This is a genomic window from Cellulomonas phragmiteti (assembly GCF_016862775.1).
Taxonomy (GTDB): Bacteria; Actinomycetota; Actinomycetes; order Actinomycetales; family Cellulomonadaceae; genus Cellulomonas; species Cellulomonas phragmiteti.
Genome location: NZ_BONP01000007.1, coordinates 1 through 18,619, shown reverse-complemented (window position 1 = coordinate 18,619; position 18,619 = coordinate 1). Strand labels below are relative to the sequence as shown.

Here is an 18,619-nt window from a genome sequence, read left to right as displayed (position 1 = left end):
TGGCGCCCATGGCGCAGACCACGTCCCGCACACCGATCGTCGAACCGGCCAAGCGGCCCGAGGGCCAGTGGGCCTTCGGCCAGCGCGAGCCGCTGAACGCCAACGAGAAGCTCAAGCAGGAGGACGACGGCCTCAACGTCCGCCACCGGATCGAGACGGTCTACGCCCACGAGGGCTTCGCCTCCATCCCGGGTGAGGACCTGCGCGGGCGGATGCGGTGGTGGGGGCTGTACACGCAGCGCCGTCCCGGCATCGACGGCGGCAAGACGGCGACGCTCGAGCCGCACGAGCTCGACGACGAGTACTTCATGCTGCGCGTGCGCTGCGACGGCGGCACCCTCACGCTGCAGCAGCTGCGCACGGTCGCGGGCATCTCGCAGGAGTTCGGCCGCGGCACGGCCGACATCACCGACCGGCAGAACATCCAGCTGCACTGGATCCGCATCGAGGACGTGCCGGAGATCTGGCGCCGCCTGGAGTCCGTGGGGCTGACCACGCAGGAGGCCTGCGGCGACGTACCGCGCGTCATCCTCGGCTCACCGGTCGCCGGCGTCGCCGCGGACGAGATCGTCGACGGCACCCCGGCGATCCAGGCGATCCGCGACCGCTACATCGGCGACCCCGCCTACTCGAACCTGCCGCGCAAGTTCAAGACCGCCATCAGCGGCTCACCCCACCAGGACGTCGCGCACGAGATCAACGACGTGGCGTTCGTCGGGGTCGTGCACCCCGAGCTCGGCCCGGGGTTCGACCTGTGGGTCGGCGGTGCGCTGTCGACCAACCCCATGCTCGGCAAGCGCCTCGGCGCGTTCGTCACCCTCGAGCAGGTCCCCGAGGTGTGGTGCGGCGTGGTGGGGATCTTCCGCGACTACGGGTACCGCCGGCTGCGCACGCGCGCCCGCCTGAAGTTCCTCGTCGCCGACTGGGGCCCCGAGGTCTTCCGGCAGGTGCTCGAGACCGAGTACCTGGGCCACGCCCTGCCCGACGGGCCGGCGCCCCCGCCCCCGCCCACGGGCAACCGCGACCACGTCGGGGTGCACCCGCAGAAGGACGGCCTCTTCTACGTGGGGGCCGCGCCGACGGTCGGGCGGGTCTCCGGGCCGGTGCTCACCGCGCTGGCCGACCTCGTCGAGGAGTCCGGCTCCGACCGCGTGCAGCTGACCACCGAGCAGAAGCTCGTCGTGCTGGACGTGGAGCCGCAGCGGGTCGACACCCTGGTCGACGGCCTGGAGTCCCTCGGCCTGCGGGTGCGCACGGCCTCGAGCTTCCGGCGCGGCACCCTGGCGTGCACCGGCATCGAGTTCTGCAAGCTCGCCATCGTCGAGACCAAGGGCCGCGCCACGGCGCTGATCGGGGAGCTCGAGGAGCGGCTGCCGACGTTCGACCAGCCGATCACGATCAACGTCAACGGCTGCCCGAACTCCTGCGCGCGCATCCAGACGGCCGACATCGGCCTCAAGGGCGCGCTGGCCGGCGGCGAGGAGGGCTACCAGGTGCACCTCGGTGGCGGCCTGGGCCTGACGAGCGGCCTGGGCAAGACGCTGCGCGGCCTGCGCGTGCCGGCGTCCGAGCTGCCGGACTACGTCGAGCGCGTCACGCGGCGGTTCGACGAGCAGCGCACGCCGGGCGAGGTCTTCGCCCAGTGGGCGCACCGGGCCGACGAGGAGGACCTGCGATGAGCGAGACGTCCGGGCAGCGGGCCGTGCCCTACTACTGCCCGTTCTGCGCGAGCGAGGACCTGTGGCCGGCGGGCGAGACCCACGGCCAGTGGGAGTGCCGTGCGTGCGCGCGGGCGTTCGCGCTGCGGTTCGTCGGACTGGTCGGTGCGCGGTGAGCACGACGACCCGCCCCGTGACCGACCTGACGCCCGACGAGCTGCGCGCCCTGGCCGAGCAGGCCGGGCGTGACCTCGAGGGCGCGCACCCGTCCGACGTCCTGCGCTGGGCCCGTGACGTGTTCGGGCACGACCTGGTGCTCGCGTCGTCGATGGGCGACGAGGTGCTCGTGGACCTCGCCGCGAAGGCTGTTCCCGGGATCGACGTCGTGTTCCTCGACACCGGGTACCACTTCGCCGAGACCATCGGCACCCGCGACTACTACGCCGACTTCACGGCCGTGAACCTGCGCACGGTCCTGCCGCTGCGCACGGTCGCGGAGCAGGACGCCGAGCACGGGCCGCGCCTGCACGACCGTGACCCGAACCTGTGCTGCGCGCTGCGCAAGGTCGAGCCGCTCGAGCGGGCGCTCGCGCCCTACACGGCGTGGGTGACCGGCATGCGCCGGGAGGACGCCCCCACGCGCACCGACATCACGGTCGTCGGCTGGGACGCCAAGCGGGCCAAGGTCAAGCTCAACCCCCTGGCGGCGTGGACCCAGGACGACGTGGACGCCTACGTCACCGAGCACCACGTGGTGCTCAACCCCTTGCGCGAGGCGGGGTACGCCTCGATCGGCTGCGCCCCCTGCACGCGCGCGGTCGCGCCGGGCGAGGACCCGCGCGCGGGGCGCTGGGCAGGGACGAACAAGACGGAATGCGGGCTGCACACATGACGACGACGACCACCCCGACCACGACGACCGGGTCCCCCGCTCCCCCGCGGCTCACCCAGCTCGACGCGCTGGAGTCCGAGGGCATCCACGTGATGCGCGAGGTCGCCGGCGAGTTCGAGCGCCCGGTCCTGCTGTTCTCCGGCGGCAAGGACTCGATCGTCATGCTGCACCTGGCGCGCAAGGCCTTCTGGCCCGCCCCGGTGCCGTTCCCCGTCATGCACGTGGACACCGGGCACAACTTCCCCGAGGTCATCGAGTACCGGGACCGGACGGTGGCCGCGCTCGGCCTGCGGCTCGTCGTCGCCAGCGTGCAGGACGCGATCGACGACGGCCGCGTCGTCGAGCGGCCCGGCGGCTCGCGCAACCCGCTGCAGACGGTGCCGCTGCTCGACGCCATCACGGCGCACCGGTTCGACGCGGTCTTCGGCGGCGGACGACGCGACGAGGAGAAGGCGCGGGCCAAGGAGCGGATGTTCTCGCTGCGCGACGAGTTCGGGCAGTGGGACCCTCGCCGGCAGCGTCCGGAGCTGTGGGACCTCTACAACGGCCGCCACAAGCCGGGTGAGCACGTGCGCGTCTTCCCGCTGTCGAACTGGACCGAGCTGGACGTGTGGCGCTACATCGAGCGCGAGGGCATCGAGCTCCCGGGCATCTACTTCACGCACGAGCGCGAGGTGTTCGCGCGCGACGGGATGTGGCTGACCGCGGGCAGCTGGGGCGGTCCGCGTCCCGACGAGACCGTCGAGCGACGGCACGTGCGGTACCGGACGGTCGGCGACATGAGCTGCACCGGCGCCGTCGACTCGACGGCCGCCGACGTCGCGGACGTCATCGCCGAGGTGGCCGCGAGCCGGCTCACCGAGCGCGGCGCGACCCGCGCGGACGACCGGGCCTCCGAGGCCGCCATGGAGGACCGCAAGCGCGAGGGGTACTTCTGATGGGCACGCACGCACCGGCCGGGCTCGCACAGCCCGCGCCGTCCCACCCGGGCGCCGTCGCCGACCCCGGCGACCACGCGCACCGCGACCTCCTGCGGCTGGCCACGGCGGGCTCGGTCGACGACGGCAAGAGCACCCTCATCGGGCGCCTGCTGTACGACACGAAGTCGGTGCTGGCCGACCAGCTCTCGGCCGTCGAGCGTGCCACCGCGGCCCGGGGCGGCGAGGCCGGCGGGGTCGACCTCGCGCTGCTCACCGACGGGCTGCGTGCCGAGCGCGAGCAGGGCATCACGATCGACGTCGCCTACCGCTACTTCTCGACCGCGCGGCGTGCCTTCGTGCTGGCGGACACCCCGGGGCACGTCCAGTACACGCGCAACATGGTGACCGGCGCGTCGACCGCCGAGCTCGCGATCGTGCTCGTCGACGCCCGCAAGGGCGTGCTCGAGCAGACGCGGCGGCACGCGGCGCTCACGGCGCTGCTCGGGGTGCCGAACGTCGTGCTCGCGGTCAACAAGATGGACCTGGTCGGCTTCGACGAGGCCACGTTCCGGACCATCGCGCGCGAGTTCGCCGACTACGCGCACGTGCTGGGGCTGCCGGCGGTGCACGCGGTGCCCCTGTCGGCCCTCGACGGGGACAACGTCGTCGACAGGTCGGCACGCTCGCCCTGGTACGACGGTCCGACGCTCCTGGAGCTGCTCGAGAGCGTGCCGGTCGCCCGGGACGCCGCCACCGAGCCCCTGCGGCTGCCGGTGCAGTACGTGATCCGTCCCCGCACGCCCGAGCACCCCGACTACCGCGGGTACGCGGGCAAGGTCGCCTCGGGCGTCGTGCGGGTCGGCGACGAGCTGCGCGTGCTGCCGTCGGGCCGGACGAGCCGCGTCGTCGGCCTCGACACGTTCGACGGCCCGCTCGACGCCGCGGACGCACCGCGGTCGGTCACGGTGCGTCTCGCGGACGACCTGGACGTCGCGCGCGGTGACGTGCTCGTGCCGGCGGCCGAGGACGTGCCGACGGGCCAGGACCTCGTCGGGACGGTGTGCTGGCTCACGGAGCGGCGCTCGGTGCCCGGGGCCCGGGTGCTCGTGCGGCTGGGCACGCGCACCGTGCGGGGCCTGCTGCGCGAGGTCGACGCCCGCCTCGACGTCGACACGCTGACGGTCGAGCAGTGGGACGCGGTCGACACCCTGCACACCATCGACGCCACCGACACGTCGACCGAGGCGGCGCCGCGCTCGCTCGGTCTCAACGCGATCGGACGGGTGCGCCTGCGGCTGGCCGAGCCCGTGGTGCTCGACGACTACGCGACGCACCGCCGGACCGGGGGCTTCCTGGTCGTCGACCCGGCCGACGGCAGCACGCTCGCCGCCGGTCTGGTCGGACCGACCCTGCTGGACCGGCTCGCGCCGGTGCGCGCGGACGAGCGCGACGACGACTGGCTGGCCGGGGCGGGGATATGAGCCCGCGCCACCCGCTGCTGCTGGACCTGGCGGGTCGTCGCGCCGTGGTCGTCGGGGGCGGACCCGTCGCCGCCCGCCGCGCCCACGGCCTGCTGGCGGACGGCGCGGCCGTGCACGTCGTCGCGCCGGCGCTGTGCGAGGACCTCGCGGACCTCGCCGCGGCCGGTGCGCTGACGTGGGACGCCCGCGAGTACGTGCACGGTGACCTCGCCGGCGCGTGGCTGGTCCACACAGCGACGGGTGAGCGTCGCACGGACGACGCGGTGGCGGCCGAGGCCGACGCGAACCGCACGTGGTGCGTGCGGGCCGACGACGCCGCGGCCTCCACCGCGTGGACGCCGGCCGTCGCCCGCGCGGGCGACGTGACGGTCGCGGTCAGCGCGGGCGGCGACCCGCGACGCGCGGTCGCCCTGCGCTCGGCGCTGCAGGTGCAGCTCGACACCGGCGCCCTGCCGCTGCGTCGCCGCCGGCCCGGCCCTGGTCGCGTCACCCTCGTCGGCGGCGGGCCGGGCGACCCGGGCCTCATCACGACGCGGGGACGCCGCGCCCTGGCCGAGGCGGACGTCGTCGTCGTCGACCGCCTCGCGCCGCGCGCGCTGCTCGACGAGCTCGAGCCGGACGTCGAGGTCGTCGAGGCGGGCAAGGCACCGCACGCGCACACGCTCACGCAGGCCGAGATCAACCTCCTGCTCGTCGAGCGCGCCCGCGCCGGGCAGCGCGTCGTCCGCCTCAAGGGCGGCGACCCCTTCGTGCTGGGGCGCGGCGGCGAGGAGCTGGCCGCGTGCCGGGACGCGGGTGTCGACGTCGAGGTGGTGCCGGGCGTCACGAGCGCGATCGCCGTGCCGGGTGCCGCCGGCGTGCCGGTCACGCACCGCGACCTCGCCCGCCAGGTGACGGTCGTCTCGGCCCACGACGCCGACACCGACTGGGCGACGCTCGCCCGGCTGCGGGGCACGCTGGTGCTGCTCATGGGCGTCGGCCGGATCGGTGAGCACATGGCGCTGCTCGCCGCGCACGGGCTCGACCCGGCGACACCCGTCGCGGTCGTCGAGGACGGCACCCTGCCGTCGCAGCGCACGACGGTCGGGACCGTCGCGGACGTCGCGGAGCGTGCCCGCGACGTCGGCGTCCGCAACCCCGCGGTCATCGTCGTCGGCCAGGTCGCCTCCCTCGCCGCGTCGCTCGGGCCGCGGCCGCTGCCGACGGCCTGACCCCCGGCGCCCCCGCCCTCGGCCCGCACCGCGGTCGGCGGCCCCCTAGCCTGGGCGGGTGCCCAGCGACGTCCACCTCGACCTGCTCGTCCCCGCCCGCGACGACCGCCGCCTCGCGGACACCCCCGACGAGCGCGAGCTGCGACGGCTGTTCGCGCGCGAGCGGTCGCGCCCCCACGTGCGCGCGAACATGGTGACGAGCGTCGACGGTGCCGCGACCGGTGGTGACGGGCGCTCCGGCACCCTGGGGACACCGGCCGACCGGCGCGTCTTCGCGGTGCTGCGGGCGCTGGCCGACGTGGTCCTCGTCGGGGCCGGCACGGTCCGGGCGGAGGGCTACCGCGAGCTGCCCGTCCCCGAGCACCTGCGCGCCGCCCGCGCCGCCGCCGGCCTGCCGGCCCGGATCGAGCTCGCCGTCGTCACGCGCCGGGGCGAGGTCCCCCCGGGGCTCCGTGACGGACCGCACCCGCCGTACGTGGTCACCGGGACCGCGGGCGCCGGGCCGACCCGCGACGCGGTCGGCCCGGAGCGCACGCTGGTCGTGCCGGGGGTGGACGACCCGGACGCACCGGACCTGCGCGCGGCCGTCGCCACGCTCGCGGAGCGCGGCCTGCGCCACGTCCTGGCCGAGGGCGGGCCGCACCTGCTGGGCGACCTCCTCGCGGCCGACGTCGTCGACGAGCTCTGCCTGACGACCGGCCCGCTGGTCGTCGCGGGCGACGCCCCGCGCCTCGCGGTGGGGCCGGCACCGCTGGACCCGGCGCGCCGGGCGCACCTGCGGCACCTGCTGCACGCGACGGACGGCACGCTCCTGGCCTGCTGGGACCTGCGCGCACCCGTAGGCTCGGGGGCGTGACCGCCACCATCCTCGTCCTCACCGAGGACACCCTCGCCGAGTCCGACGTCCGCCACATCGTGGGTCTGCACCCCGACGAGACGCCCACCTACCGTGTCCTGGTGCCCGCCGACACCGAGCGTCCGCTGGTCCCGTGGATCATCGACGCGCTGAGCATGGGCGAGCTGCGCGAGGCGTGGGACCGCGCGACCGGCCACGAGCCCAGCCGCTCCCAGGCGCGCCAGACGGCCGCGGAGCAGATCGCCGGCAGCGTCGCGGCGTTCGCGGCCGCGGGCCGCACCGCGACCGGCGACGTCACCGACGACGACCCGCTGCCCGCGCTGCGCAGCGCGGTGGCCGGTGGGGACGTGCGCGAGGTCGTCGTCGTGACGTACCCGCACATGGTCGAGGACACGTTCCACACCGACTGGGCGTCGCGGGCGCGCGACGAGCTGCACGTGCCGGTGCTGCACCTGTACTCCGGGACCAGCGAGCTCGGCTGACCGCCGGCGCGGCGCGCGGTCAGCGCAGTGGGTACCCCGCGCGCTCGACCGTGCGCCGCGCCAGCACGTCGAGGGAGTCGACGTACCGGTCGTCGGCGAGCAGGTCGTGCGCCGCCGCCACGACGGACAGCTCCGTGCACCCCAGGACGACGACGTCGGCCCCCCGCCCGCGCAGCCCGTCGGCGACGGCGTGCAGCGCCGCGACGTCGGCGGGGCGTCCCGCCTTGACCTGGTCGTAGATGATCCCCATGACCACGTCCTGGTCGGCGTCCTGCGGCACCACGGGTGCCAGGCCACGGGCCTCGAGCGCGCGCTGGTAGACCTGCGCCGCGAGCGTCCCGCTCGTCGCGAGGACGCCGACGCGGGCCACCCCCGGCCGCGCGGCCACCTCCGACACCGTCTCGTCGACGATGCTGAGCACGGGGACGTGGACCGCCGCGGCGACCTCGTCGGTGAAGTGGTGCGCGGTGTTGCAGGGGACGACGACGAAGCCGACGCCGAGCCGCTCGAGTCGGCGCGCGTCGGCCGCCATGACCGGCCCGGGGTCCTCGTCCGAGCGACCGAGGATGTAGGCGGTCCGGTCCGGGATGGTCGAGTGCTGGAGCACCACGAGGTCGACGTGGTCCTGGTCGCGCTCGGCGGCCGTGTGCCGCACGACGAGGTCGAGGAAGCACACCGTGGCGGCGGGGCCGACGCCGCCGATGACGCCGACCTCGGTCCGCGCTCCCGCCGCGTCGCTCACGCGTCCCCCCGCGGGTAGTGCCGCCGGTACTTGCGCACCTGGTTCGCCTGGGCGACGGCGAGGTACGCCAGGCGGCGCGGGTCCCACTCGGCGCGGTACCACAGCGGGTTGGTCGCCCGTCGGGCACGGCCCAGCGCACGGGTGCGCGCACGCAGGGCGGGGTCGGCGACGTAGCGGCGCAGGAGCCACCGGGGCAGCACCGTGTACAGGTGCGGCTCGGTGAGGTGCCCGGCGGCGCCCTCGGGCAGCGGGTCCAGGCCCTGGACGTGCTCGCGGACGTACAGCTCGGCGGTGTTGCGCCCGCCTGCGGTGATGTAGAAGTTGGACCGGCCGAGACGCGGGTTCAGCTCGAAGAACACGGTGCGCCCGTCCCGCGGGTCGAACTTGAGGTCGAAGTTGGCGTACCCGGTCCAGCCGAGGTGCTCCAGCAGCCGGACCGCCTGCGCCACGATCTCGTCGTCGTGCCCCGTGATGATCCCCGCGGGGTTGCCCAGGGCACCGGGTGTGTGCTCCTCGAGCAGCACGTGCCCGAACGCGGAGAACCGCACCCTGCCGCTCGCGTCGCTGTAGCACGTGAGGATCCGCATGCCCGAGTCGTCCCCCGGGATGAGGTCCTGCACGACGAAGCTCCCGCGGTACCCCGACGCCTGCACGCGCGCCAGCAGGTCGGCGAGCTCGGCAGGGGTGTCGACGGTGAAGACCTTCTTCTTGCCCGGGAACTCCACGAGATGGTACGCCGCGGTGTCGGCCGCCTTGGCGATCACGGGGAAGCGCAGGTGGGACGTGTCGGGCGTGCCACCGGCCTGGACGTCGTGCACGACCGTCGCCGGGTGGTCGATGCCCAGCTCGGCGCACAGCTCACCGAACAGCACCTTGTCCGTGACCCGGTCGAGGGTCGCCACGTCGACGTACGGGATCGTGTAGAGGTCCTCGAGCTGTGCGCGGTTCTCGACGATCGTGCGCACGAGCCAGTCGGCGCTGCCGAGCAGCACCCGGTGGGTGCCCGGGTGCTGCTCGGCGACAGCCCGCAGCCGGCGCACGACCGTCGGGCCGTCGTCGATGCCCGGCTCGACGACGTTCTCGAGGATCCGCGAGCGGCGCACCAGACCCGTCGAGACCGACGAGACCACGACCGAGCGCACCCCGTACGCCTCGTGGAACGTGCGCGCCAGCGAGTACGCGCCGACGTCCCCCCCGAGCACCACGGGCTGCAGCCGCGGCGCGGGGACCTGCGCCCCGGTGCGCCGGGTCACCAGGTCTGCTCGGCGCGGTCGCCGGACCAGTCGGTGTGGAAGGTCCCGTCACGGTCGGTGCGCCGGTACGTGTGCGCCCCGAAGAAGTCGCGCTGCGCCTGGATGAGGTTGGCGGGCAGACGCTCGGCACGCACCCCGTCGTAGTACGCGAGCGACGACGAGAACGCCGGCGTCGGGACCCCGTGCACCGCAGCGGCCGCGACGACCCGGCGCCAGGCGGCGACGCCGTTGGCGACGGCGGCGGTGAAGTACGGGTCGGCGAGCAGCAGCGGCAGGTGCGCGTCACGCTCGTACGCCTGCGTGATGCGGTCGAGGAACCGGGCGCGGATGATGCAGCCCCCCCGCCAGATCCGCGCCATCGCGCCGCGGTCGATGTCCCAGCCGTGCTGCGCGCTGGCCGCGGCGATCTGGTCGAAGCCCTGCGAGTACGCCACGACCTTCGACGCGTAGAGCGCCAGGCGCACGTCCTCGATGAACGCGCCCGGGTCGGGCACGTTCCACTCGAGCGTGTCCGCCGGCAGGACGCCGCGCGCGGCCGCGCGCTGCGGCGCCGAGCCCGACAGCGCCCGGGCGAACGTCGCCTCGGCGATGCCGGTGATCGGCACCCCGAGGTCGAGGCCGTTCTGCACGGTCCAGCGCCCGGTGCCCTTCTGCTCGGCGGCGTCGGCGACGACGTCGACGAACGGACGACCCGTGGCCGCGTCGGTGTGCGACAGGACCTCCGCCGTCACCTCGATGAGGTAGGACTCCAGGTCGCCGGTGTTCCAGGCGGCGAAGACCTCGCCGATCTCCGGTGCCGTGGCGCCCAGGCCGGCCCGCAGCAGGTCGTAGGCCTCGGCGATGAGCTGCATGTCGGCGTACTCGATGCCGTTGTGGACCATCTTGACGAAGTGCCCGGCGCCGTCGGGACCGACGTGCGTGCAGCACGGCACGCCGTCGACCTTCGCCGAGATCGCCTCGAGGATCGGGCCCAGCGACGCGTAGGACTCCGCGGTCCCGCCGGGCATGATCGACGGGCCGTTGAGCGCACCCTCCTCGCCCCCGGAGACCCCGGTGCCGACGAAGTGCAGCCCGGCCTCGCGCAGCGCGGCCTCCCGGCGGACCGTGTCGGGGAAGTGCGCGTTGCCCGCGTCGACCACGATGTCGCCGGGCTCGAGCAGCGGCACGAGCTCGGCGATCACGGCGTCGGTCGGCGCGCCGGCCTGCACCATGATCACGACCTTGCGGGGCCGCTCGAGCGACGCGACGAAGTCGGCCATCGACTCCGACGGCACGAACGTGCCGTCGGCCGCGTGGTCGGCGACCAGCGACTGCGTGCGGGCGAACGTGCGGTTGTGGACGGCGACCGTGTAACCGTGCCGCGCGAAGTTCCGCGCCAGGTTGCGGCCCATGACGGCCAACCCGGTGACGCCGATCTGCGCGGTACCGACGGCCGACGACGGGACAGACATCACAGAGCGCTCCTTCATGCCGGTGGGCACGTACCACCACCGGCAGGTGCCGTGCCGCGCTGCGGCCGGCGCCGTGCGTGGGGGCACGTGCGGATGCGTCGCCGAGCCTAGTGCGCACGGGGGCCGACACCGTCGGCGTGCCGGGGACCGAGACGCGCAGGGCGCCCGTACGCTCGCCGCGTGACCCCTGCCGGACCCGAGGACGTCCCCGCCGAGTTCGTCCGCGCCCTGCGCTCCTTGCGCGGCGTGCCCGTGCGACCGGAGGTCGTGCTCGACGAGGTGCCCGGTCCCGCGCGGATCGCGCCCTACTCGGCGGCGCTCACCGCCGAGGTCCGGACGGCGCGCCGCTCCGTCGCGGCGCAGGACCTCGCCTCGGGCCGGTTCGTCGTGCTGTACGACCCCGAGGGCCAGGAGGCGTGGGACGGGTCGTTCCGTCTGGTCACCCTCGTGCGGGCGAGCCTCGAGGCGGAGGTGGGCGCCGACCCCCTGCTCGCGGAGGTCGCCTGGTCGTGGTTCCACGACGCCCTGGCCTCCGTGGGCGTCGACCCCCACGCCGCCGGCGGCACCGTGACGCGCGTGCTGTCCCAGAGCTTCGGAGCCCTGGACCGCCGCGAGGAGCAGACCGAGCTGGAGATCCGGGCGTCGTGGACCGCCTGGGACGAGCAGCTCGGACCGCACCTGACGGCCTGGTCCACGCTGCTGTGCACGGCCGCCGGGCTGCCGCCGCTGCCCGAGGGCGTCGTGCCCCTGCCCCGCCGCTGACGGTCCGCCGTGCCCCGGCTCAAGTCCGTCGTCGCCACTGCCGATGCACCGGACGTGACCATCGAGCCTCTTCGACGTGACGTCCGCGACCTCCCGGCCCGTCGTGCGCCGGGCGTCACGGGCCTGCCCACGTCGCGGCGGGTGCCCTCGGCCACCCCCGCCCGGCACCCCATGTGCGTCGTCGTCACGCAGATCTCGGACGGCGAGGGCGAGACCCTGGTCCGTGCGCTGCACCGGCGGGGCGCCCACCGGGTGGTGGTGCTCGCGCGCCGCGCCGGCCGTGAGGAGCTGCGCACGCTGCTCGCCGGCGGGCTGCGGGGCGGGGTCGCCAGCACCACCGAGGCCACGTCCGCCCCGGCGCGGGTCGCCCCGGCCCCCGTGGCGCCGACCGCCGAGCTGAGCGCACGCGAGCTCAGCGTGCTCGCGCGCGTCGCCGAGGGTCGCACCAACCGCCTCATCGGCGAGGAGCTGGGCCTGTCGGCGCTGACGGTCAAGAGCCACCTCGCGCGCATCTCGCGCAAGCTGGGCACGGGCGACCGCGCCGAGCTCGTCGCGATCGCGATCCGTCACCGGATGATCGACTGACCACGGCACGTCCGTCCGTGGCGCCGCGATGACCGCCCGCCCACCTGCCGGCGTCGGCCGCGCGACGCGCGACGCACCCCCCGCCTGCACGGACGCACCGCCCGCGTCGCCTACGGTGGTCGTCATGGAGGTCGAGGCGTCACAGGACACCGCGGGTGCGGACGAGCGCCCCGAGGTGACGGCGCCCGTCGTCGTCCCCCTGCTGGAGCCCGCCGACGGCGTGCCCCCGGTGGTCGCCACGCCCGCGGCGCTGGCGGCGACGATCGCCGCGTTCGCGGCAGGGACCGGGCCCGTCGCGGTCGACGCCGAGCGCGCGTCGGGCTACCGGTACGGGCAGCGCACCTACCTGGTGCAGCTGCGGCGCGAGGACGCCGGCACGGCCCTCGTCGACCCGATCGCGCTGCCGGACCTCTCCGCGCTGTCCGAGGCGCTCGTGGGCGTCGAGTGGGTGCTGCACGCCGCGTCGCAGGACCTCCCCGGGCTCGCCGAGCAGGGCCTGCGGCCGTCGCGCATCTTCGACACCGAGCTCGCGGCGCGCCTGCTCGGGATGGAACGGGTCGGCCTCGCGGCGGTCGTCGCGGACACCCTGGGCCTGGGCCTGGCCAAGGAGCACTCGGCGGTCGACTGGTCCACACGCCCCCTGCCCGCCGAGTGGCTGCGGTACGCGGCCCTGGACGTCGAGGTCCTGGTCGAGGTCCGTCAGGTGCTCGCCGAGCGGCTCGCCGTGGCCGGCAAGGCCGAGTGGGCGCGCCAGGAGTTCGAGGCGGTCCGCACGGCGCCGCCGCCGGCGCCGCGCACCGAGCCGTGGCGCCGGGTCTCGGGGCTGCACGGCGTGCGCGACGCGCGTCGGCTCGCCGTGGTCCGCGAGCTGTACGCGACGCGCGACCGCAACGCGCGCGAGCGCGACATCTCCCCCGGCCGGGTGCTGCCCGACGCGGCGATCGTCGCAGCGGCCCAGGCGCTGCCCCGCACGGCCGGCCAGCTCGTCGCCCTGCCGGCGTTCGCCGGCAAGGGGACGCGTCGCCGCGCGGCGCTGTGGCAGGCGGCGATCGACCGCGCCGTCGCCCTGCCCGAGTCCGAGCTGCCGCCGACCCGGGGTCCCGCGTCCGACGGCCCTCCGCCCGCGCGCGTGTGGGCGGACCGCGACCCGGCGGCGGCCCGCCGGCTCGCGGCGGCACGCTCGGTGGTGACCGGGCTGTCCGAGCAGCACGCGGTCCCCGTGGAGAACCTGCTGCAGCCGGACCTGCTGCGACGGCTGTGCTGGTCGCCGCCGGACCCCGCGGACGCGGCCGGGATCGCTGCGGCCCTGGCGGCCGGTGGTGCCCGGGCCTGGCAGGTGGAGCTGCTCGCGGAGCGTCTGGCGGCGTCGCTCGCGGCGTCCTGAGCCCCCGGCGGTCGCCGCCGGGTGCAGGGCGCTCCACTGTTACTCTTGAGTAACTTCGCGTGTCCAGGGACGATGGTCCCCGGGGGCACGCGATCGCGTCGTACGCGCACTCCCGGACACCGCCGTCCCCCAGGAGGACTGATGCCGAGCACGTCCCACCCCGACGCCCGCGTGCCCGCCGCACGCCGTGTCGTCTTCGTCGACGGGGTGCGCACCCCGTTCGGTCGCGCCCGCACCGACGGCCTGTACGCGCACACCCGCGCCGACGACCTCGCCGTCAAGACCGTCCGTGAGATCCTGCGCCGCCACCCCGGGCTCCCGCCCGAGCGCGTCGACGACGTCGCGCTGGCCGCCACCACGCAGCAGGGCGACCAGGGACTGACGCTCGGGCGCACCGTCGCGATGCTCGCGGGTCTGCCGCCGACGGTGCCCGGGTTCGCCGTCGACCGCATGTGCGCGGGCGCGATGACGGCCGTCACGACGACGGCCGCCGCCATCGGGTTCGGCGCGCAGGACGTCACGATCGCCGGGGGCGTCGAGCACATGGGCCACCACCCCATGGGCTTCGACGCCGACCCCAACCCGCGGTTCCTCGCCGAGCGGATCGTGGCCGCGGACGCCCTGAACATGGGGGTCACGGCCGAGAACCTGCACGACCGGTTCCCCGCCCTGACGCGGGAGCGCGCCGACGCGTACGCGGTGTCCAGCCAGGAGAAGTACGCGGCGGCCCTGGCCTCGGGACGCATCGACCCGGACCTCGTGCCCGTCGCGCTGCGCGACCCGGAGCACGGCTGGGGCCTTGCGACGGCGGACGAGCCGCCGCGCCCGGGCACGACCGTCGGGGCGATCGCCGGACTGCCCACGCCGTTCCGACCCGGTGGGCGCGTCACCGCGGGCACGTCCGCTCCCCTGACGGACGGCGCGGCGTCGTGCCTGCTGGCCGCGGAGGACGTCGCGGTCGAGCTCGGGCTCCCCGTGCGGATGCGGCTGGTCGCGTTCGCCTACGCGGGCGTCGAGCCCGAGGTGATGGGGCTGGGCCCCGTGCCCGCCACGCACAAGGCGCTCGAACGCGCCGGCCTGACGATCGACGACATCGGGCTGATCGAGATCAACGAGGCCTTCGCCGTGCAGGTCCTGTCGTTCCTCGACGCGTTCGGCATCGCGGACGACGACCCGCGCGTGAACCCGTACGGCGGGGCGATCGCGGTGGGGCACCCGCTCGCGTCGTCCGGCGTCCGGCTCATGACGCAGCTCGCGCGCCAGTTCGCCGAGCACCCCGAGGTGCGGTACGGCATCACGACGATGTGCGTCGGCCTGGGCCAGGGCGGCACCGTCGTCTGGGAGAACCCCGGATTCACCGGCCAGGAGGATGCCCGATGAGCACGTCCGCCCCGCGCCCCGAGCGCGTCACCCACGCCCTGGTCCGCGACGTGCGGCTGCCCGGCGACCTCGGCACGCTGGCCCTCGTCACGCTCGACAACGGGCTGGACCACACCAAGCCCACGACGCTCGGTCCGCAGGGCATCGCCGAGCTGACCGCGGTGCTGCGGGCGCAGCAGGCGCGCGCGGCCGCGGGAGAGATCGCCGCCCTGGCCGTCACCGGCAAGCCGTACTTCCTCGCCGCCGGCGCGGACCTCACGCAGGTCGCCACCGTCAGGTCGCGCGAGGAGGCCCTCGCGCTGGGCCGCGGCGGGCACGACGCGTACCGGCTGCTCGGCGAGCTCGGCGTCCCGACGTTCGCGTTCGTCAACGGTGTCGCGCTCGGGGGCGGGCTCGAGGTCGCGCTGAACTGCGACTACCGCACCGTGGCGTCCGACGTCCGCGCGCTCGCGCTGCCCGAGACCGGGCTCGGCCTGGTGCCCGGCTGGGGCGGCGCATACCTCGTGCCGCGGCTGGTGGGCATCGAGGCGGCGCTCGACGTCGTCCTCACGCGCCCGGCCGCCAACAAGCCGTTCACGGCGCAGCAGGCGGCTGCGATCGGACTCGTCGACGAGGTGCTGGCGCCCGCCGACTTCCTCGAGGAGTCGGTGCGCTGGGCGGCCGGCGTGCTGGCGGGCGACGTGACGGTCGCACGCCGCCCCCTCGACGACGCCGCGACCTGGGACGCCACCGTGGCGGCCGCCCGCGCACGGCTCGACGCCGTCGTCCACGGTTCGCGGCCGGCACCGGGCCGGGCGCTGGACCTCATGGCCGCCGCCCGCGACACCGACAGGGACGCCGCGTTCGCCGCCGAGGACGAGGCGCTGGCGGACCTCATCATGAGCGACGAGATGCGCGCGAGCGTCTACGCGTTCGGGCTCGTCCAGTCGGGCAAGCGGCCCACCGGTGCGCCCGACGCCGCGCTGGCACGGCCGGTGACGCGCGTCGGCGTCGTCGGCGCCGGCCTCATGGCCGCGCAGATCGCCCTGCTGTTCGCCCAGCGGCTGGGCGTGCCCGTCGTCATGCGGGACCTCGACAAGGCACGCGTCGAGCAGGGCCTGGGCACCGTGCGGTCGACGGTCGAGCGGCTCGTCACGTCCGGGCGCATGTCGTCCGACGCGGGTGCGCGGATCGTCGCCCAGGTCACCGGGTCCACCGACATCGCGGTGTTCGCCGGGTGCGACCTGGTGATCGAGGCGGTCACCGAGGTGCTCGAGCTGAAGAAGAAGGTGTTCGCGGAGCTCGAGGGCGTCATCGCCCCCGACGCGATCCTGGCGACCAACACGTCGGCGCTGTCCGTGACGCGCATGGCCGCCGACCTCGAGCACCCCGGGCGCGTCGTCGGCCTGCACTTCTTCAACCCGGTGGCCGCGATGCCGCTGGTCGAGGTCGTCCAGGCCGAGCACACGTCCGACGAGGCCCTGGCGACGGCGTTCGCGGTCGTCGGCAGGCTGCGCAAGACCGCGGTGCTCGTCGCGGACCGCCCCGGCTTCGTCGTCAACCGGCTGCTGGTGCTGCTGCTGGGCGTCATCGTCGACGCCGTCGAGAAGGGCACCCCCGTCGAGGTCGCCGACCGCGCGCTGGACCCGCTGGGCCTGCCGATGCCGCCCTTCGAGCTCTTCGACCTCGTCGGCCCGGCGGTCGGGCTGCACGTGCTCACGTCGCTGCGCGAGAACCTGGGCGAGCGGTTCCCGCGCTCCCCCGGCCTGGAGAGGCTGGTGGCCGACGGGACGCGCGTCGTCGGGCCGGCGCCGGGCAAGGGGCTCCCGAAGCGCGTGGACCCGGCCGTGCAGGAGGTCTTCGACGCCGCCCGGGACACCGCGGTGGCAGCGCCGGCCGACGAGGCCGGCGTGCTCGACGCGGTGCTGACGGCCCTGACGGTGGAGGTCGGCCACATGCTCGACGAGGGTGTGGTGACCACCCCCGAGCAGATCGACCTGTGCATGATCCTGGGCGCCGGCTGGGGCTTCCACCTCGGCGGGATCACGCCGTACCTCGACCGCACGGGCTACAGCGAGCGCGTCCTGGGCCGCCGCCTGCTCCCCGACGACCGGGCGAACGTCCCGCTCACCTGACGGACGGCCGGGTTTGCTCTCTCCCACCCCCCACCCCAGCCGCGAGAGAGCAAACCCGCCCACCCCCCAGCCGCCAGAGAGCAATCCCGCCCACCCCCCAGCCGCCAGAGAGCAATCCCGCCCACCCCCCCAACCGCGAGAGAGCAATCCCGCCCACCCCCCCAACCGCGAGAGAGCGATCCAGCCGCACTTCCCGAGCGAAGGGAGCGTCCCTCGACCTGTGACGGCGCGATCCAGCTCCTCGAGGCCGCTGGGAGACGCGGCGCGCTGAGCGAGGCACCGGACAGCCCCTCAGCCGACCCCAGCCCCTGCGCCACGAGGCCAGGTCCACAGATCCCGGCCGCCGGAGCCGGCGCCGCGGGACCGCGCGGCAGATTCACGTCATGTCGTTCGCTCCTGTGCTGGACATGAGAGAGCTGCGCGCCGCCGGCGCCACCTGGTCGGCCGTCCGGCGCCTGGAGGCCGCGGGCGGGTACGTGCAGCTGTTCCGCAGCGTGCTGGTGCACCGCTCGGCGCTCGACGACCCCGAGGTCCGCGCCCGCGCTGTCAGCACCGTGCTGCCGGCAGGCGGCGCGGTGTGCCGGGAGACGGCAGCGTGGCTCCACGGCCTCGACACGAGGGCGCCGGGGCTGCACCTGCGGCCGCCATCGCTCCAGTGCGTGGTGCCCCCCGGTGTCTCCCGTGTCCGACGATCAGGGCTGCGATGCTGGATCAGCGACCTGCCGGACGACGACGTCCAGGTGGTCCGCGGCATCCCGACCACCACCCCGGCGCGCACCGCGCTCGACCTGGCCCGCTACTCCCCCCGCTTCCTCGCCCTGGCGGCCGTCGACGCGTACGCGCACCAGGGACTCGTGACCCCGTCGGAGCTGCGACGACGCTCGCAGCAGTGCGCGGGCGCGCGGAACATCGCACGCGCGAGGTTCGTCATCGAGCAGTGCGAGCCTGCCACGGAGTCGGCCGGCGAGTCGTGGTTGCGCCTACGGCTCGTCGAGGCGGACCTGCCCCGGCCCGAGGCACAGATCCGCATCCGTGACGCGGCCGGGCGAGAGGTCTACCGGCTCGACCTGGGGTACCCGTCGGTACGCGTCGGGGTCGAGTACGACGGCGAGGAGTTCCATCACGCCCGGCACGCCCAGGAGGTCGCCGACGACGAGCGACGACGGGACCTCGCGCAGCGGTTCGGGTGGACCGTGATCGGCGTGCACCGCGGCGACGTCCTGGGACGTCGCAACGACCTGGAACGGACGGTGGCCGGGCTCATCGGCTTCGATGGCTCCGTGATGGCACGTCAGACCTGGTGAGACGACCACGGCCGACGCCCCGCACCCCACGGATCGCCGCCTGACGTGAGACGCGGCGACTGGATCGCTCTCTCACCCTGATGCGGGGAGCCCGATCGCGATCTCACGTGCTGAACGGGCTGGATCGCACTCTCGCGCCCAGGA

At 75.1% G+C, this 18,619-nt stretch carries 17 protein-coding genes; 14 read left to right on the top strand and 3 right to left on the bottom strand.

Features of this window, described 5'->3' with window-relative positions; translation table 11 throughout:
- The first annotated feature begins 8 nt into the window (after positions 1 to 8).
- From Cph01nite_RS07540 to Cph01nite_RS07505, 8 genes are read left to right on the top strand one after another with little or no spacing between them, the layout of a single operon-like run.
- Positions 9 to 1,679, top strand: coding sequence for a nitrite/sulfite reductase (locus Cph01nite_RS07540; RefSeq protein ID WP_203672867.1), 1,671 nt, complete (start codon positions 9 to 11; stop codon positions 1,677 to 1,679).
- Complete coding sequence (locus Cph01nite_RS07535; protein ID WP_203672866.1) at positions 1,676 to 1,834, top strand: hypothetical protein; 159 nt, start codon at positions 1,676 to 1,678, stop codon at positions 1,832 to 1,834. The genes Cph01nite_RS07540 and Cph01nite_RS07535 overlap by 4 nt, the downstream gene beginning before the upstream one ends.
- Positions 1,831 to 2,550, top strand: coding sequence for a phosphoadenylyl-sulfate reductase (locus Cph01nite_RS07530; protein WP_203672865.1), 720 nt, complete (start codon positions 1,831 to 1,833; stop codon positions 2,548 to 2,550). The genes Cph01nite_RS07535 and Cph01nite_RS07530 overlap by 4 nt, the downstream gene beginning before the upstream one ends.
- Positions 2,547 to 3,488 (top strand): sulfate adenylyltransferase subunit CysD, encoded by a 942-nt coding sequence (cysD, locus tag Cph01nite_RS07525; protein WP_203672862.1) that lies wholly within the window; start codon positions 2,547 to 2,549, stop codon positions 3,486 to 3,488. The genes Cph01nite_RS07530 and cysD overlap by 4 nt, the downstream gene beginning before the upstream one ends.
- Complete coding sequence (locus Cph01nite_RS07520) at positions 3,488 to 4,951, top strand: sulfate adenylyltransferase subunit 1 (protein ID WP_239069120.1); 1,464 nt, start codon at positions 3,488 to 3,490, stop codon at positions 4,949 to 4,951. The genes cysD and Cph01nite_RS07520 overlap by 1 nt, the downstream gene beginning before the upstream one ends.
- The gene (gene cobA, locus Cph01nite_RS07515; protein WP_203672855.1) at positions 4,948 to 6,162 is read left to right on the top strand and encodes a uroporphyrinogen-III C-methyltransferase; all 1,215 of its coding nucleotides are present in this window, start codon (positions 4,948 to 4,950) and stop codon (positions 6,160 to 6,162) included. The genes Cph01nite_RS07520 and cobA overlap by 4 nt, the downstream gene beginning before the upstream one ends.
- 58 nt (positions 6,163 to 6,220) lie before the next feature.
- Entirely contained in the window at positions 6,221 to 7,018 is a 798-nt protein-coding gene (locus tag Cph01nite_RS07510) for a dihydrofolate reductase family protein (protein ID WP_239069119.1), read from the top strand.
- Positions 7,015 to 7,500, top strand: a complete 486-nt coding sequence (locus tag Cph01nite_RS07505; protein ID WP_203672847.1) for a hypothetical protein — start codon at positions 7,015 to 7,017, stop codon at positions 7,498 to 7,500. The genes Cph01nite_RS07510 and Cph01nite_RS07505 overlap by 4 nt, the downstream gene beginning before the upstream one ends.
- Before the next feature lie 19 nt (positions 7,501 to 7,519).
- Here the strand turns inward: Cph01nite_RS07505 and cuyB are convergent, their stop codons facing one another.
- The 3 genes from cuyB to gnd are packed head-to-tail and all read right to left on the bottom strand — an operon-like array spanning position 7,520 to position 10,946.
- Positions 7,520 to 8,242 carry a cysteate racemase gene (gene cuyB / locus Cph01nite_RS07500; RefSeq protein ID WP_203672845.1) on the bottom strand — a complete coding sequence of 241 codons (723 nt, stop codon included), beginning with the start codon at positions 8,240 to 8,242 and terminating at the stop codon, positions 7,520 to 7,522.
- The gene (locus Cph01nite_RS07495; protein ID WP_203672843.1) at positions 8,239 to 9,495 is read right to left on the bottom strand and encodes a carboxylate--amine ligase; all 1,257 of its coding nucleotides are present in this window, start codon (positions 9,493 to 9,495) and stop codon (positions 8,239 to 8,241) included. The genes cuyB and Cph01nite_RS07495 overlap by 4 nt, the downstream gene beginning before the upstream one ends.
- Positions 9,492 to 10,946, bottom strand: a complete 1,455-nt coding sequence (gnd, locus tag Cph01nite_RS07490; RefSeq protein ID WP_203672841.1) for an NADP-dependent phosphogluconate dehydrogenase — start codon at positions 10,944 to 10,946, stop codon at positions 9,492 to 9,494. The genes Cph01nite_RS07495 and gnd overlap by 4 nt, the downstream gene beginning before the upstream one ends.
- Before the next feature lie 180 nt (positions 10,947 to 11,126).
- Between gnd and Cph01nite_RS07485 the strand changes: the two genes are divergently transcribed.
- The 6 genes from Cph01nite_RS07485 to Cph01nite_RS07460 all read left to right on the top strand — a co-directional run bounded on the left by Cph01nite_RS07485 (position 11,127) and on the right by Cph01nite_RS07460 (position 18,475).
- Positions 11,127 to 11,708, top strand: a complete 582-nt coding sequence (locus Cph01nite_RS07485; RefSeq protein WP_203672839.1) for a DUF3000 domain-containing protein — start codon at positions 11,127 to 11,129, stop codon at positions 11,706 to 11,708.
- Positions 11,709 to 11,762: 54 nt separating this feature from the next.
- The gene (locus Cph01nite_RS07480) at positions 11,763 to 12,293 is read left to right on the top strand and encodes a response regulator transcription factor (protein ID WP_239069118.1); all 531 of its coding nucleotides are present in this window, start codon (positions 11,763 to 11,765) and stop codon (positions 12,291 to 12,293) included.
- Positions 12,294 to 12,417: 124 nt separating this feature from the next.
- Complete coding sequence (locus Cph01nite_RS07475) at positions 12,418 to 13,677, top strand: HRDC domain-containing protein (protein WP_203672837.1); 1,260 nt, start codon at positions 12,418 to 12,420, stop codon at positions 13,675 to 13,677.
- A 141-nt stretch (positions 13,678 to 13,818) separates the two neighbouring features.
- Complete coding sequence (locus Cph01nite_RS07470) at positions 13,819 to 15,057, top strand: thiolase family protein (RefSeq protein ID WP_203672835.1); 1,239 nt, start codon at positions 13,819 to 13,821, stop codon at positions 15,055 to 15,057.
- A complete protein-coding gene (locus Cph01nite_RS07465) occupies positions 15,054 to 17,171 on the top strand; it encodes a 3-hydroxyacyl-CoA dehydrogenase NAD-binding domain-containing protein (protein WP_203672833.1) in 2,118 nt (705 codons plus the stop codon). Before Cph01nite_RS07470 ends, Cph01nite_RS07465 begins: the two co-directional genes overlap by 4 nt.
- 383 nt (positions 17,172 to 17,554) lie before the next feature.
- On the top strand, positions 17,555 to 18,475 hold the full coding sequence (locus Cph01nite_RS07460; protein WP_203672825.1) for a type IV toxin-antitoxin system AbiEi family antitoxin: 921 nt from the start codon (positions 17,555 to 17,557) through the stop codon (positions 18,473 to 18,475).
- The last annotated feature ends 144 nt before the right edge of the window (positions 18,476 to 18,619 follow it).

Coding starts and splice junctions, on each gene's coding strand:
- Cph01nite_RS07540 (WP_203672867.1), top strand. CDS start 9: ATGGCGCAGACCACGTCCCGCACACCGATCGTCGAACCGGCCAAGCGG.
- Cph01nite_RS07535 (WP_203672866.1), top strand. CDS start 1,676: ATGAGCGAGACGTCCGGGCAGCGGGCCGTGCCCTACTACTGCCCGTTC.
- cysD (WP_203672862.1), top strand. CDS start 2,547: ATGACGACGACGACCACCCCGACCACGACGACCGGGTCCCCCGCTCCC.
- Cph01nite_RS07520 (WP_239069120.1), top strand. CDS start 3,488: ATGGGCACGCACGCACCGGCCGGGCTCGCACAGCCCGCGCCGTCCCAC.
- cobA (WP_203672855.1), top strand. CDS start 4,948: ATGAGCCCGCGCCACCCGCTGCTGCTGGACCTGGCGGGTCGTCGCGCC.
- gnd (WP_203672841.1), bottom strand. CDS start 10,946: ATGTCTGTCCCGTCGTCGGCCGTCGGTACCGCGCAGATCGGCGTCACC.
- Cph01nite_RS07475 (WP_203672837.1), top strand. CDS start 12,418: ATGGAGGTCGAGGCGTCACAGGACACCGCGGGTGCGGACGAGCGCCCC.
- Cph01nite_RS07470 (WP_203672835.1), top strand. CDS start 13,819: ATGCCGAGCACGTCCCACCCCGACGCCCGCGTGCCCGCCGCACGCCGT.
- Cph01nite_RS07465 (WP_203672833.1), top strand. CDS start 15,054: ATGAGCACGTCCGCCCCGCGCCCCGAGCGCGTCACCCACGCCCTGGTC.
- Cph01nite_RS07460 (WP_203672825.1), top strand. CDS start 17,555: ATGTCGTTCGCTCCTGTGCTGGACATGAGAGAGCTGCGCGCCGCCGGC.